The 15,742-nt window shown below is 36.0% G+C and carries 15 protein-coding genes and 1 tRNA gene; 9 read left to right on the forward strand and 7 right to left on the reverse strand.

The features are described from left to right. Positions 1-1,919: immunoglobulin domain-containing protein (locus V7M80_RS04400; protein ID WP_442902338.1), on the reverse strand; the 1,919-nt coding region annotated here is incomplete at its 3' end. Between the two features lie 182 nt (positions 1,920-2,101). Further along, a tRNA-Leu gene (locus tag V7M80_RS04405) sits at positions 2,102-2,183 on the reverse strand. Between the two features lie 136 nt (positions 2,184-2,319). On the opposite strand from V7M80_RS04405, the gene V7M80_RS04410 reads away from it, so the two are divergent. Beyond that, a complete protein-coding gene (locus tag V7M80_RS04410; protein WP_333694302.1) occupies positions 2,320-3,708 on the forward strand; it encodes a dipeptidase in 1,389 nt (462 codons plus the stop codon). A gap of 375 nt (positions 3,709-4,083) precedes the next feature. Next, entirely contained in the window at positions 4,084-5,184 is a 1,101-nt protein-coding gene (locus tag V7M80_RS04415; protein WP_333694304.1) for a DUF4407 domain-containing protein, read from the forward strand. A 47-nt stretch (positions 5,185-5,231) separates the two neighbouring features. On the opposite strand, the gene V7M80_RS04420 is transcribed toward V7M80_RS04415, so the two are convergent. The 5 genes from V7M80_RS04420 to ruvC all read right to left on the reverse strand — a co-directional run bounded on the left by V7M80_RS04420 (position 5,232) and on the right by ruvC (position 8,995). After that, entirely contained in the window at positions 5,232-5,957 is a 726-nt protein-coding gene (locus V7M80_RS04420) for a PH domain-containing protein (protein ID WP_333694306.1), read from the reverse strand. Between the two features lie 49 nt (positions 5,958-6,006). Further along, entirely contained in the window at positions 6,007-6,378 is a 372-nt protein-coding gene (locus V7M80_RS04425; RefSeq protein WP_333694349.1) for an MmcQ/YjbR family DNA-binding protein, read from the reverse strand. A 9-nt stretch (positions 6,379-6,387) separates the two neighbouring features. Then, positions 6,388-7,152 carry a cyclase family protein gene (locus V7M80_RS04430; RefSeq protein ID WP_333694308.1) on the reverse strand — a complete coding sequence of 255 codons (765 nt, stop codon included), beginning with the start codon at positions 7,150-7,152 and terminating at the stop codon, positions 6,388-6,390. A gap of 87 nt (positions 7,153-7,239) precedes the next feature. After that, positions 7,240-8,373 (reverse strand): radical SAM family heme chaperone HemW, encoded by a 1,134-nt coding sequence (gene hemW / locus V7M80_RS04435; protein ID WP_333694309.1) that lies wholly within the window; start codon positions 8,371-8,373, stop codon positions 7,240-7,242. 67 nt (positions 8,374-8,440) lie between these two features. Beyond that, complete coding sequence (ruvC, locus tag V7M80_RS04440) at positions 8,441-8,995, reverse strand: crossover junction endodeoxyribonuclease RuvC (protein ID WP_333694350.1); 555 nt, start codon at positions 8,993-8,995, stop codon at positions 8,441-8,443. 52 nt (positions 8,996-9,047) lie between these two features. On the opposite strand from ruvC, the gene V7M80_RS04445 reads away from it, so the two are divergent. From V7M80_RS04445 to clpX, 7 genes are all read left to right on the forward strand, one after another. Continuing rightward, positions 9,048-10,007 (forward strand): hypothetical protein, encoded by a 960-nt coding sequence (locus tag V7M80_RS04445; RefSeq protein WP_333694311.1) that lies wholly within the window; start codon positions 9,048-9,050, stop codon positions 10,005-10,007. Beyond that, entirely contained in the window at positions 10,004-11,089 is a 1,086-nt protein-coding gene (locus V7M80_RS04450) for a glycosyltransferase (protein ID WP_333694313.1), read from the forward strand. The genes V7M80_RS04445 and V7M80_RS04450 overlap by 4 nt, the downstream gene beginning before the upstream one ends. Before the next feature lie 53 nt (positions 11,090-11,142). Beyond that, the gene (locus V7M80_RS04455; RefSeq protein WP_333694314.1) at positions 11,143-11,910 is read left to right on the forward strand and encodes an alpha/beta fold hydrolase; all 768 of its coding nucleotides are present in this window, start codon (positions 11,143-11,145) and stop codon (positions 11,908-11,910) included. A gap of 17 nt (positions 11,911-11,927) precedes the next feature. Beyond that, a complete protein-coding gene (locus tag V7M80_RS04460) occupies positions 11,928-12,275 on the forward strand; it encodes a phage holin family protein (protein ID WP_333694316.1) in 348 nt (115 codons plus the stop codon). Positions 12,276-12,377: 102 nt separating this feature from the next. Further along, positions 12,378-13,703, forward strand: a complete 1,326-nt coding sequence (tig, locus tag V7M80_RS04465; protein ID WP_333694318.1) for a trigger factor — start codon at positions 12,378-12,380, stop codon at positions 13,701-13,703. An 80-nt stretch (positions 13,704-13,783) separates the two neighbouring features. Next, the gene (gene clpP / locus V7M80_RS04470) at positions 13,784-14,443 is read left to right on the forward strand and encodes an ATP-dependent Clp endopeptidase proteolytic subunit ClpP (protein WP_333694319.1); all 660 of its coding nucleotides are present in this window, start codon (positions 13,784-13,786) and stop codon (positions 14,441-14,443) included. 53 nt (positions 14,444-14,496) lie between these two features. Further along, complete coding sequence (clpX, locus tag V7M80_RS04475; protein WP_333694320.1) at positions 14,497-15,726, forward strand: ATP-dependent Clp protease ATP-binding subunit ClpX; 1,230 nt, start codon at positions 14,497-14,499, stop codon at positions 15,724-15,726. Positions 15,727-15,742: the final 16 nt, after the last annotated feature.

Raw genomic sequence — 15,742 nt, forward strand, 5'->3', positions numbered from 1 at the left:
CCGGATTGCGTATTGTTTATTACGGCCGGATTCCAAACACCATTCACATTATTGTTTGAAATTGCGGGAAGTGTCGGTACATTTTCACCAGAGCATAACGAAATTGAACTGCCAAAATCGAATGTAGGAACAATCAATTCGTTAACAATAACAGTTAATTCTAAATTCTCAGCACATTCAGAGTTATTTACAATAAAGGTGTAGGTGCCATTTGAAGTAGTATCAATAGTAGCCGGACTCCAAAAACCGTTTATTCCGTTATTGTCTTCATCTGGTAAAATTGGAGGCGTATCACCGGAGCAAATTGAAATGGAATTCCCAAAATTAAATACAGGAGTTTGAAATTGATTTAAAGTAACACTCAGAGTAAACGAAGTTGCACAAGAATTGTTTACCGGGGTAAAAACATAGGTGTTACCCTGAACAGAACTAATTTCGGAAGGATTCCATTCGCCTACAATTCCATTTGTATCTGTTGTTGGTAAAATTGGAAATTCGGTGTTAGAGCATAATGTGATTTCTGTACCAAAATCAAAAACCGGGGTTATAGGCGAATTCAAGTTGACCAATACAGCCAAATAAGTAATGCTCTCACAACCGGAAACAGTTTGAGTAACGTAATAGGTAATATTATGGGTTAACGGATGATTCGAGGGTAAAGGTGTGGTTAAATTTTCATCTGCATACCATTGTAAATTGGTACCATTTACGACCAAATCAGAAAGAGTAAAAACTACTGTAGCTACACTACATATAGATTGAGTTGCCTCGCCACTAGGTGCTGCAGGAGCAGGATTGATTGTTAAAGTTACTGGAGTTCGAGTCGCACTGATACAGTTCAAAATTGAATTTTGAGCCTCGGCATAATAGGTTACTGTTCCCACCGAATTCAGTGTGGGATTGGAAACTATATTTCCGTTTATGGGGGAGTCATACCAAACAATGGCAGAGCCGTCTGAAGTAGTTGCACTAGCGGTTAACGTTTGAAATGGGTTGGTTTCACAAACTTCTTGGTCTCCATTAGAGGATGGCGGGTTTACAATAGGATCTGTTAATACTACAGGGCCATTGATAGTTGTAGAACAATTGTTTATTACAAAATTAAAAGTTGAATAGCTACCCGAATTGAGTAGGTTTAAGGTATAAGAGCCGCTCGAATTAGTATTAATAAGCGTAGGGCTTATTTGAACTCCGTCATCTCGATAAGAAAAGGTGTAGACCGAATTAGGGTTTAAATTTGAAATAGTAATAGAACCATCAGAACCATTACAGGTCGTAGGATTTGTAAATGTAAAAGTAGGGTTTGATCGAACTGTAAAAAAAGCTTTGTAGTTGTTTCCGGAGGCATTTAAAATCAGGTTATCATCGCATTCGCTTGCCGAGTTGAAATCACCCGTAACTTCATAAAAAACTTCCAATACATAATCACCGGGACTATTTGCCGTTAAATCAACCGGACTGTATGGATTGGTAGTGCCATTAGCAATAACTCGTTGCCATTTTTGATCTCCTGCTCCACAAGGTCCACCCGATGGAAATTCGTTTATAGCCGAGTTGCAGTCATTAAAAAAAGGGAAATCAATGGTGTTAAAAGCCCCAGGGGATGCCGAAGCCAGATAAATCCGATATCGCATACGTACGCTACAAACGTTTCCGTTGCTGTTTTTAAATGTTTTTACTTCACCACCACGCAAAATAAAGGTTCCTGAGTTTTGTATAAAAACACCAAAATTTGTATTAGTAAAAACATTTGCTGGGGGACCAATTAAATTAGCACCTTCTCCTGTAGTATTAAAAAAGTTGGAAGTGTTGCAATCTGTAAGCCAAACAGCTGAAGCAAAAGTTCCGAAATTTTGGGCAGATACTTGTAAAAAAGGGCATAAAAAAATACAGTAGAAAAGGAGTAATTTTCTATTCATGGTTTTTGGATTTTTAGTGTTTCAAAAAAATCAAGTACACTAAAATATAAAAAATTAGGAATCCTATAAAAAGAACTTTAAAATTTTCAAGTATTTGAAATTCGCAAACGTTGTAGTTTGATAAATAAATGAAATGTTGTGTAAAAGGCATAAAAAAAACCCCAACTTTAGTTGAGGTTTTGTGCGGGTGATAGGACTCGAACCTACACACCTTGCGGCACCAGATCCTAAGTCTGGCGTGTCTACCAATTTCACCACACCCGCAGGGCTATAAAACAGTAGCTGTTTCAATAAGTGGGTGCAAATATAGAGATTATTTTGAATTTTAGTTCATGTTAATCGAATTTTTTTACCCTTAAATTTTTCGTACTTTTGAACTTTATCATTTTTACTTTTAATAATGGACAACCTAAAAAATTACGTTCAACAAAACAAAGAACGATTCATAAGTGAACTGATTGATTTACTTAAAATTCCATCCGTAAGTGCTGATTCGGCTTATGCTCAAGATGTGATTGATACCGCCGAAGCCGTAAAAGCCAGTCTGGAAAAAGCGGGATGCGACTTCGTGGAACTCTGTGAAACCCCTGGTTATCCCATCGTTTACGGAGAAAAAATCATCGATAAGAATTTGCCAACGGTTTTGGTTTACGGACATTACGACGTGCAACCGCCCGACCCCATGGATTTATGGACATCGCCACCATTTGAACCGGTTATCAAAAGTACTGAAATTCATCCGGAGGGAGCCATTTTCGCTCGTGGTTCGTGTGATGATAAAGGTCAAATGTACATGCACGTAAAAGCATTTGAGTACATGATAGCCAACAATTGCTTGCCTTGCAACGTTAAATTCATGATCGAAGGCGAAGAAGAAGTCGGCTCAAAAAGCCTTAGTTGGTTCGTAGAACGCAACCAAGAAAAACTTGCCAACGACGTAATTCTAATTTCCGATACGGGAATGATTTCCAACCAACAACCTTCCATCACCACAGGTTTAAGAGGTTTAAGTTATGTTGAGGTAGAAGTTACAGGACCCAATCGCGATTTACATTCTGGTCTGTACGGAGGTGCGGTTGCCAACCCAATCAATGTTTTGACCAAGATGATTGCGTCACTTCACGACGAAAATAACCACATCACCATTCCAGGCTTTTATGATAAAGTAGAAGAATTATCGTTGGAGGAAAGAGCCGAAATGGCCAAAGCACCGTTTTCTTTAGACGACTATAAAAAAGCACTCGATATTGCCGATATTCATGGCGAAGTAGGTTATGTAACCAACGAACGCAACTCTATTCGACCAACCTTAGATGTTAACGGAATTTGGGGAGGCTACACTGGCGAAGGTGCCAAAACCGTGATTGCCAGCAAAGCCTACGCCAAAATTTCCATGCGATTGGTGCCTAATCAAGACTGGCAAGAAATCACCGAATTGTTCAAAAACCACTTCGAAAGCATCGCTCCAAAATCGGTAAAAGTAAAAGTTACCCCGCATCATGGCGGTCAAGGGTATGTAACGCCAATCGATAGCATCGGTTATCAAGCGGCCAACAAAGCCTACACCGAAACCTTCGGTGTGCCCGCTATTCCAGTGCGTTCCGGCGGAAGTATTCCGATTGTGGCTCTCTTCGAAAAAGAATTAAAATCCAAAACCATCCTAATGGGATTCGGTCTCGACAGCGATGCCATTCATTCGCCAAACGAACATTTCGGAATCTTCAATTACTTAAAAGGAATCGAAACCATTCCGTTGTTTTACAAATATTTTGTGGAGTTGAGTAAATAAGTCAACCGCAAATTCGAAAATTATATAACCGTTTATTCCCTAGAGTAAGCGGTTTTTTTATGGCCCCAATTCGGGCTATTCACTGCAAGTCCTCGTCCGTTGGTTGGTTTTTTGTCGGGTTGGGCTCGGCTCCCGTTGGTCGCCGGCCCAACCCGCAAAAAAGCACAACCCACGTCCTGCGGGCTTTCCGCTGCTATCCCGGGTGCAATCTGTGCTATCAATACTTTTCAACTTGAAATCTAAAACCTGAAACGAGCCCAAATGGCGACAGGCGAAGCAAACCTGAAACTTGAAACTTTAAACAAATTACAACAATTTGAAACAATTAGCGTTATTTCTCTACTAATCAATCATCATCAATCAAAATCAATCCTCATGCTCAAAAAATTCTTCCTGCTTTGTTCGGGTGCCGACAAGCAAATCATCGAAAGTTGTTCCAACGGTGAACAAAACAAATATGCCGGAATTGGTGCAACGGTTTTCTTTACGGCAGTCATGGCTTTTATTGCCGGTAGTTATGCTCTTTACACTGTTTTTGACAACGTTTATACTGCAGTATTTTTTGGATTTGTTTGGGGCTTACTTATTTTCAACCTTGATCGTTTTATTGTTTCCACTATCAAAAAAAGAGACAGCTTTCTGGATGAATTCATTCAAGCTTCACCCCGAATTGTATTGGCGGTGATTATTGCTATTGTTATTTCAAAACCATTGGAAATCAAAATTTTTGAAAAAGAAATCAATACCGTTTTGCTGAAAGAAAAGAACGAAATGGCAATGAATAATAAAAAACAAGTGACCAATTATTTTCAATCCGATGTAGATCAAAACAAAGCTCAAATCGACAGTCTCAAATCAGACATCCTGAAAAAAGAAAAAGAAGTTAACGATTTATATGCCGTTTACATCACCGAAGCCGAAGGAACTGCCGGAACCAAAAAACTTGGAAAAGGTCCGGTTTACAAAGAAAAACGCGAAAAACACGATGCGGCTTTGCAAGAATTAGCCGCCTTAAAAACGACAAATCAAGCCAAAATCGCCGAATTAGAAGCTAAAGGGAAAACCTTGCAAGCCGATTTGGATAAAAAAGTAGCCGAAACCCAACCCATCATCGATGGTTTTGATGGTTTGATGGCTCGCATCAATGCGTTGGATAAATTACCTTGGTTGCCGTCATTCTTCATCATGTTGCTTTTCTTAGCTATTGAAACATCACCCATTATTGCCAAATTATTATCGCCACGAGGCGAATACGATTTTAAACAAGAAGAAGGGGAGTGGGCGGTAAAAAATGTTTTAGCCCAAAACAAATACCAAAGCGAATTGCAAAAACAAACCGACGCTTCCATCTACGATAAAGTATATGCCGACATTCGAGAAGACAAAGGGTTATACGATTACAAGAAAAAACGAGCCATCGAATTGTTAGAACTGCAAGCCGACGGTTTTGTGGAGAAGCAGAAGAAATCACTTTAGTAAAAACTAAACCCTTCTTAAGTTGTAAACTTTGGAAGGGTTTTTTATTACATATAACTCAATATTTCTTTCTTAAAGGCGTCATATTCGCCTTGCAAGATTAATCCGTTGTCGAGCAGTTTTTTATAGTTCTGCAATTTTTCAAACAATTCATCTTGTGACATTTCGCTCAATTTTCTTTCAGAAGAGGTGTTTGATGATGAGGATTCTGTTTTCGGTTCTACATCATTTGAGAAGTTGGCAACCGGAACAATTTCTGCAAAATGAGTGACTTCTTCGGTTTCAACTTCTTCAATTTCTTGAACTTTATCTATGGGTTGAATGGGAATTTCATCTGTCAGAATTTCATTATTCGGAATAGAAGTATTGGCAACATTATTTTTCAGAATATCCAATTGTTCTTTGGCGTATGTATATAATTTTCGGGCTTGCGTTTTGGGTAAATAATCAACGGTATGCGTTAAATCGGATTTAGTAGTAAAAGTGAATTCGGCACCCAAAATTCCTTCTTTCACAAAACTAGCCGAAATATCATCCCAATCGTAGTCAATAAATTCCATAGATAACCCAAGATTTTTGGGTTTACAAAGTAAAATTCGTTTGTTGGTTACTACAATGCTATCCGGAAAAATGGTTACAGCCGGTTTTTTTTGAACAGCAATATAGCCTACTTCTTCATTAGACATTAGTAAATTATCAAGCTTAGCCGAAATTTTTTCGATTGCTTTTGGGTCTTGATCTTCGTTTAGGATTTTCTTTAAATTCTCAATCATGTTTTCCTTTCAGTATTAGGTTTGCCATTTTCACGGGCAAAAATACTATCTAATTTTCTAAATTTTCAATTTCGGATTGAATTTTCTTAGTCAAGCTTTTGAAAACCAATTCATACGAATGGTTAATCAATTCCCGCATCATTTTGTCATTCACATCGCTGTGAAAAGCAACTGTATTCCAATGCACTTTACTCATGTGATAACCACCTGTTATCGCATCATATTCCGCACGAAGTTCTAAGGCTCTTTCAGGGTCGCATTTTAAATTTAACGAAGGCGTTCCGTTTTCCCAATCTTTTAATGATGTAAGGCAGAACATTTTACCTCCGACTTTAAACACTAACGTATCTTCATCGAAAGGAAAGTGTTCGGTGACGGCTTTTTTGGACAAACAATAATCATAGAGTTGCTCAATATTCATCATCTAAATTTATAATATTTGAAAAAGAATCGGTTTAGAAGGAGAAGCATCATTTTCAAAAGAAGCAATCTGCAAATTCAATAAATAAGAACCATCTTTCACATTCTCATCCACAAAAATCAATTCCGTTATCGTGGCATTTTTTCGTGAATCGTTATTTAAATCATTTACATCTTTTATGTTCCAAAAGGCTTTGTGAGCTAATAATTTGCCTTCGTCTTTTTCTTTGTCCACACTCGGTAAATCGATTAATAAATGTTGAATACCGCTTTCGCGAATAAAAGTAGCCGCTTCTTCATGCAAATAAGGCGGATTGGTATGGGAATAATTTTTGGATTTTTTTTCTTGTAAATTGGGTAAGGTTCGAATGATAATGGCTTCCGGAATTGCATTCCCTAACGCTTTTTCTACTTGATTTTTTGTAATCACAAAATCGGCTCCATCTTGTTCCGGTTGTATTGAAATCAGTTGAGCTGTAAAGAAAAAGGTTTTCAAAGTTTGATTGATGCTGAAAAATTCCTTCGTAATATGTCCCAAACATTCGGTGTGCGTGCCATGTCCGTGCGGATTGAAAAAAATGTTGTTGAAATTGGTGGTTGCTCCGCCTTTCACACTTCCCACCCAAGAACCAAAACGAACAGGTTCTATCTGCGGTTTTTCAATATACCACGCAATCGGATTGTTTTCAGTATTGGATAACGGTAGCGAAATATCAATAGGTTTTGATAAATCTACTTGGAAGGTTTTGTTTTGGTGGGTTATGGTTGCTAGCATAGTTGAACGCGGGTTTACCGGATATTCTAACGCGGATATTCACGAATAATTCAGCGTTGCTAGCATCCGTAAAATCAGCGTTCCATTTTACTCCAAATTTAATAAAAATAAGTCTGATGCAATCCCATCACTCAAAAACTTTCCTTTTCGCGTGGTTCGCAAAATGTTTTCATCTACAAAAAGCAAATGATCTTCAATATATTTGGCAGCTTGTTGGTTGAGGTAATCCAAATAGGTTTGGCCAAATTCGTTTAAAATTCTATCCAATGAAATGCCCCAAATGGTTCGTAATCCCGTCATCACATATTCGTTGTACCGATCGGTTTTGGACAACGTTTCGGTTTCAATGGGTAACTTTCCTTCTTTAATAGATTTAATATAAAGTGAATTATTAGACACATTCCAACCCCGCTTTTTACCATCATAACTATGAGCCGACGGACCAATGCCGATGTATTTTTTGCCCAGCCAATAACTCGAATTGTTTTTAGAAAAATAGTTTTCCTTTCCAAAATTGGATAATTCGTAGTGAATGAATCCGGCTTCTTCCAGTTTTTCTACCAAAATTTCAAAATGTTCTTGAGCCACTTCGTCTTCCGGTGGTGGAATAATTCCTTTTTGAATAAACGAATGCAAAGCGGTTTTCGGCTCAACGGTCAACGCATAACTCGAAATATGCGGGATGCCAAAAGACAACGCGGTTTCAATATTTTGCATCCATTTTTCATTGCTCATTCCCGGAATGCCGTAAATCAAATCGAGGGAAATGTTGTCGAAATATTTTGTGGCTTCTTCCAAACACTTTTTGGCTTCTTCGGCATTATGAGCCCGATTCATCATTTTTAAATCGTCTTCAAAAAAGGATTGAATGCCGATGGATAATCGATTAATTGACGAATTGGCTAATTGACGAATTGTCTCATTATCCAAATCGTCAGGATTAGCTTCAACAGTAATTTCAGGATTTTCAACCACATTGTAATTCGTATAAACTGCATCAATCAATAATTTCAAATCTTCAATTGCTAATATACTTGGAGTTCCTCCGCCAAAATAAATGGTTTCTACCACTTCATTTTTAAATTCCTCTTTTCGCATAGCAATTTCTTTCGCTAAAGCCAAAACCATCTCGTCTTTCTTTTTCATTGAAGTAGAGAAATGGAAGTCGCAATAGTGACAAGCTTGCTTGCAGAAGGGGATGTGGATGTAGATTCCGCTCATTAATGTGTCAATTTTCAATTAGTCAATTAGTCAATTTTCAATCCAATTGGCACATTGACAAATTGTTTCATTTGCTAATTTTGTTTTCATTCTGTTTCACAAAAGCATCCCAACCCGAATAGCTTTTTTCGCCAATCACTTTTCCTGAATTAAAAAAATGACAAACCGCCGCCGCCAAACCATCGGTAGAATCTAAATTTTTGGGTAATTCTTTTAATCCTAATAATTGTTGCAACATTTTGGCCACTTGTTCTTTACTGGCATTTCCGTTTCCGGTTATAGCCATTTTTATCTTTTTGGGTTCGTATTCGGTAATCGGAATTTGTCGTGATAATCCGGCTGCCATCGCGACACCTTGTGCTCTTCCGAGTTTGAGCATGGATTGTACATTTTTACCAAAGAATGGAGCTTCAATCGCAATTTCATCCGGATGATGCGTTTCAATTAACTCAATAGTGCGTTCAAAAATAACTTTTAACTTGGTGTAATGATCATCGTATTTGCTCAAAATCAATTCGTTCAACTGGATGAACTCCATTTTTTTGTTCACCACTTTGATTAAACCAAATCCCATGATGGTGGTTCCGGGGTCTATGCCTAAGATGATACGCTCGGTTGCCAAATTTTTACTCAAATTTTGAAGTTATATGTTAAAGTTTTGTTTCTTTGTGTAAATGATACCACAACTTTACAAAGCTAAACAATTCTGGCTGCTTCTCATAAAATTATTGTTTGTGGGTTTGTCTTTGTATTATTTGTATGTTGAGTTTGACAAACGTAGTTCATATCACAACTTCATTTTACCGGATTCATTTCCCACCTATGGTTTTTTTGTATTGATCGTATTATCTGTTTTCAATTGGTGTTTTGAAATTTTAAAATGGAAAAACTTGGTTTCTAGTTTTAGAAAAATAACGTTCAGTGAAACGGCAACTCAAACTTTAGGTTCGTTGGCTACTTCTGTTTTTACACCCAATAGGATTGGAGAATACGTTGCAAAATGCTTCTATTTTGATAGAAAATATGCAAAAAAAATTATTTTTTTAAATTTTTTGAGTAATTCAACTCAAATGGCGGTGACGTTGTTTTTTGGCTTTTTTGGCATATTGTTTTATTACATTCTTGTGCCTTCTAGTGTTGATTTTTCGAATTTCTCCCTACAGACAAGCTTTGTGTTTGGTTTGTTTGTGTTTCTTTTGCTTTTACTTATTGGGGTTGTTGTTTATTATAAAAAAATAGAAATTTATGGGTACTCCTTGGAGTTGTTATTAACTAAATTTCAACTTTTTTCTTCAAAACGGCATTTAAAAAACATTCAATTTTCGGTTATAAGGTATTTAATTTTCACGCATCAATTTTATTTGGCTCTACTCTTTTTTGGGGTTCAAATTTCATATCCAGATGCTATGATTACTTTGTTTACCATGTATTTTTTTGCTTCTGTTTTACCCACAATTCATGTAATGGATGTTGTAATAAAGGGAAGTGTAGCTGTACTGTTGTTTTCGAATTTAGGAATAAATGAATGGGCAGTACTTTCAGTTTCTTTTATTATGTGGCTCTTAAATTTGGTATTACCTACAATTTTGGGAAGTTTGTTTATATTAAAGCCCAACTCTAAGCTGAAGTTATGATTTTAATACCATTTGTTTGTATTGGAATTTATTTTTTTTTCTGTCTGATTCTGTTTTTTTATTTGATTTCAAAAAAGCAAAATGAACTGAAATATTCTGAAGCAGTTGTTTCATTTACCATTTTAGTTCCCTATAGAAATGAATCTCAAAACTTACCTTTTCTACTGTCCTCGTTTGAAAAATTGAACTATTCCAGATCAAAATTTGAAGTAATTTTGATAGATGATTCGTCTACCGATGGTTTTGAATTGCCTAAACTACCGTTTTCATGTCGTATTGTTACCAATGTCAGAAGAAGTAATTCGCCCAAAAAAGACGCTTTAATTGAAGGCATCCAAAAAGCCTCTTTTGAATGGATTGTAACCACCGATGCTGATTGTGTTGTGCCCGTAAATTGGCTTTCTATTATGAATCGTATAATTGCAAAAGAAAAAGTACAAATGATTTGCGGCCCCGTACTTTACAAACCAACTTTAACTTTTATAGATCATTTTCAACAGAATGAAATGTTGAGTTTGCAATCTTTAACCGAAGCTTCCTTTAAGTTCAAACGACTTTTTATGTGTAATGGAGCTAATTTTGCTTATTCTAAATCATTTTTTAATCATCTAAAAGGATTTGAAGGGAATTTGAAATGGGCTAGTGGAGATGATGTTTTTTTGTTGCAAAAAGCCATGAAAGAAAGTCCAAAATCAGTTTGGTTTGAAGCCCAAAATGAATTTTTAGTTACCACTAAACCCAGTAAGTCTTTGCGTGAACTCTTTTTTCAAAGGGTGAGATGGGCAAGTAAATCTAGAGCCTACACGCAATATTTTGCTCAATTTTGTGCCTTGCTTTTTCTTTTTGGGAATTTGTCTTTTTTGTTTTTTTGTTTCGGATTTTTTAGCATTTCGCCCTACTTTCTTTTTGCAATAATAATAAAAATAACTGCAGATTTGCTTTTAGCTTGGCCTTCGCAAAACAAATACAAGGTTTCTTTAAAACACGTGTTAGTAACTTCTTTGATGTATCCTGTTTTTGCTTCTGTAGTGGGTATATACTCTTTATTTGGAAAATTTGAATGGAAAGGACGGAGATTCTAGTTTTTTGGTAATCCGTTTTGAAATGGGTAACTTGCGAACTAAATTAACTACACATGGAATTGTATTCTAAAATAGAAGGATCCGGTAAGCCCTTACTCATTTTACATGGTTTTTTGGGGATGTCAGATAATTGGAAAACGCTGGGAAGTCAGTGGGCAACTTTGGGATTTGAAGTACATCTTTTGGATATGAGAAATCACGGAAGAAGTTTTCATTCGTCAGAATTTAATTATGATGTGATGGTTGAAGATGTAGCTCAGTATTGTTCCAACAAGAATCTTACTTCCATAGCTTTATTAGGACACTCAATGGGAGGTAAAGTGGCTATGTTTTTTGCAGCCAAATATCCGAAAATAGTTCACAAATTAATAATTGCAGATATTGGTCCCAAATACTACAAGCCTCATCATCAGGATATTTTAGCCGGATTGAATGCGGTTCAATTTGAATCTCAACCGGATAGAAGTGAAGTTGAAGAACAATTAAAAACGCACATATCTGATTTTGGTACCCGTCAATTTTTGATGAAATCATTATATTGGAAGCAACCCGGGCAGTTGGCATTTCGCTTCAATTTGAAAGTATTTAATGAACAAATTGAACAAATAGGAAAAGCTTTAAATCCAACCGATATTTATGAGGGAGCTACACTCTTCATTAGAGGAGGTGCTTCTAGGTATGTTTTAGATTCAGATTTTGAATTGATACGTTCTCATTTTCCCCAAGTTGTTTTTGAAACGATTCCCAATGCGGGTCATTGGCTTCATGCAGAAAACCCCACCTTGTTTTATGAAAAAGTTTCGTTATTTTTGAATACCTAATCCTTAAAGAAAGTTTTATGAATTTAATTCTAAGAATATTAATAACCGCCATTTTGGTATTGTTAATCGCCAATTTACTTCCCGGAGTTGAAGTTGCTACGTTTTTAACATCTGTATATGTGGCAATCGTGTTAGGTTTACTCAATATTTTTGTGAAGCCTATAATAGTTTTGTTTACACTACCGGTAACTGTTTTTACCTTAGGTCTTTTTCTTTTAGTCATAAATGCCTTGTTGGTTTTACTATGTGATAACATTGTGGGAGGCTTCAATGTAAATTCTTTTTGGACAGCAATGTTGTTTAGTATAATATTATCGATTTTGCAATCTATAGTCTACAATTTGACCTCAAGTGAAAAAGATTGATAAGTCGTTTCTGAAATCGTAGAATTCAGCACATTAAAAATTGTTTGGGTTGTAAAAAAGTTATACTTTTGCAACCCAATTTCAGTTTATAAAAAATTAAAGATGACAATTACAAGAACGAATGTTGATGCCCTGAATGCGGTGGTAACCGTGGGTGTTTCTAAAGAGGATTATGCAGATAAAGTTCAGAAGGTTCTGGATAACTATCGTAAGAATGCTTCAATTCCCGGTTTCAGAAAAGGGGCTGTGCCCATGAGTTTAATTCAAAAACAATACGGTAAAGCGGTATTGTTGGAAGAAGTGAATAAACTTTTACAAGAAAAATTGAATACCTATTTAACCGAAGAGAAGTTAGATATTTTAGGAAATCCATTACCCAAAGTTTCAGATGATTTCAACTGGGATGCAGATGATTTTCAATTTGATTTTGAATTAGGTTTGGCTCCGGAATTCCAAGTAGATTTAGCAGCAAAAAACAACATTACTCAATATAAAATTATTGCAGATGAGAAAATGTTAAACGATCAAATAGAACGTATTCAAAAGCAATACGGGAAATTGATTGCAAAAGATACTGTTGAAGAAGGGGATGATTTGAATGTGACTTTTTCTAATGATGAAAACGGAATCAATCATTCAACTTCAATTACATTAGATGTTTTTAAAGACAAAAAAACCGCTAAAAAGTTCATTGGAAAAAAAGTAGGAGATGTAGTAGAAGTGAGTACCAAAGGTTTGTTTGATGATGACCACAAGTTAATGGATTATCTAAAAGTAGATCACGATTTGGTACACGGCTTAGATATTACGGTTCATGTTCAAATTAACGGAATAACAACCAGTGAAAAAGCTGAGTTAAATCAAGAATTGTTTGATAAACTTTTTGGTGCCGGTGTAGTTTCTTCGGTAGAAGAAGTAAAGGCCAAAATTAAAGAAGATGCAGAAAAACAATTTGCTCAACAAGCCGATCAAAAATTCTTAAACGATGTAACTGAATTTTTGTTAGAAAGCACCAAGTTTGATTTACCAGCAGAATTTTTGGTAAAATGGTTGCAAACAGCCGGTGAAAAAGAATTGTCAGCTCAAGAAGCCCAAGAAGAATTTGAGCGTTCCGAAAGAGGTTTGCGTTACCAATTGATTGAAGGTAAGGTTATGACCGAAAACAACTTGCAAATTACATTTGATGATTTGAAGGCTTATACTTCTGAATTGATTAAAAAGCAAATGGCACAGTTTGGACAATTGAATCCAACACAGGAAGATATTGATGGAATTGTAGCTCGAGTTATGTCAAATCAAGATGAAGTAAGACGTCTGTCTGAGCAAGTGATGAGCGAAAAAATGCTTACTTTATTCAAAGAAAAAATAAAAGCAAAGAGCAAAGAAGTTTCTTATGAACAGTTCGTTAAAGAAATGTATGGAGAATAAAAGTATTAAAAAATAATACTATCTTTGAGCGTCAATTTTTATTGACGCTTTTTTTGTTTCAAAATCAACACTTTTATAAAATGAATTTCGGAAAAGAATTTAAAAAATTTGCTACCAAACATCATGGTGTAAATAGTATGTACTACGACAAAATTGTTAGTGGTATGACTCCCTATATTATTGAAGAACGTCAACTTAATGTATCGCAATTGGACGTGTTTTCCAGATTAATGATGGATAGAATCATTTTTTTAGGAACCGGTGTAGATGATTATGTTGCCAATATCATTCAAGCTCAATTGTTGTTTTTAGAAAGTGTAGATGCTTCAAAAGATATCCAAATTTATATCAATTCGCCTGGCGGAAGTGTTTATGCCGGTTTAGGTATTTACGATACCATGCAGTATGTACGTCCGGATGTAGCTACAATTTGTACCGGTATGGCTGCTTCTATGGGAGCAGTACTCTTGTGTGCTGGGGCAGCCGGAAAACGTTCGGCTTTACCTCATTCACGTGTGATGATTCATCAACCTTCAGGTGGTGCTCAGGGTGTAGCCACAGATATGGAAATCAATTTAAAAGAAATGCTCAAATTGAAAGATGAATTGTATCAAATAATAGCAACTCATTCGGGGCAATCTTTTGAAAAGGTTTATAAAGATTCTGAACGCGATTATTGGATGATTGCCGATGAAGCCAAAGAATACGGAATGATTGACGAAGTGTTAAGAAGAAAATAGTTTTAGGAACAGGTTTTACAATTAGCCTTTACTATAACCCATAACCCAAAAAAATGGCGAAAGAAATATTAGAGTGTTCTTTTTGCGGAAGGAAAAAACCAGAAACCAATCTCTTGATTGCAGGAATTGATGCTCACATATGTGACAAATGTATTGATCAAGCTCACGGAATTGTATTAGAAGAACTCAAACAAAGCAAATCCAATAATTTAGGTGACTTAGATTTAAAAAAGCCCAAAGAAATAAGAGCTTTTCTAGATCAATATGTTATTGGTCAATCTGAAACTAAAAAAGTTCTTTCGGTTGCTGTGTACAATCATTACAAAAGATTGATGCAAAAACAAGACGACAATGAGGTTGAGATTGAAAAGAGCAATATCATTATGGTTGGACAAACCGGTACAGGTAAGACATTGGTTGCCAAAACCATAGCTCGTATGCTTAATGTGCCTCTTACCATAGTAGATGCTACTGTATTAACAGAAGCCGGTTATGTAGGAGAAGATGTAGAGAGTATCTTAACCCGTTTGTTGCAAGTAGCCGATTATGATGTAGCCAAAGCTGAGCGAGGAATCGTATTTATTGATGAAATTGACAAAATTGCTCGTAAAAGCGATAATCCTTCAATTACTAGAGATGTATCGGGGGAAGGAGTTCAACAGGCTCTTTTAAAACTTTTAGAAGGTACTGTTGTTAATGTACCTCCAAAAGGAGGTAGGAAACATCCCGACCAAAAATTTATAGAAGTAAATACTCAAAATATTTTATTCATAGCCGGAGGTGCCTTTGACGGTATTGAACGCATTATTTCGAAACGTCTCAATCGTCAGGCTGTAGGTTTTAGTGCCTCATCTCATAAAGAGCAAATAGATAAAGAAAATTTGATGCAATACATTATCCCAAAGGATATAAAAGATTTTGGATTGATTCCCGAAATTATCGGAAGATTACCTGTTCTTACCTATATGAATCCTTTAGATAAAGCCACCTTGCGTTCTATTCTAACCGAACCCAAAAATGCATTAATTAAACAATATGAAAAATTATTTGCAATGGATGGAGTGGCGTTTTCTATTACCGAAGAAGCTTTAGATTATATTGTAGAAAAGGCTTTGGAATACAAACTAGGAGCTCGTGGTTTACGCTCATTATGTGAAGCCATTTTAACAGATGCCATGTATGAATTGCCGGGAACAGAAGATGCAAAACTGGAAGTTACCAAAGTTTATGCAGAAAAAGCATTGAATAAAAATATGCTACAAAGATTAAAAGCGGTTTCTTAAATAAAAAGGAGTCGAA

The organism is Flavobacterium sp., assembly GCF_036759525.1.
Lineage (GTDB): Bacteria > Bacteroidota > Bacteroidia > Flavobacteriales > Flavobacteriaceae > Flavobacterium.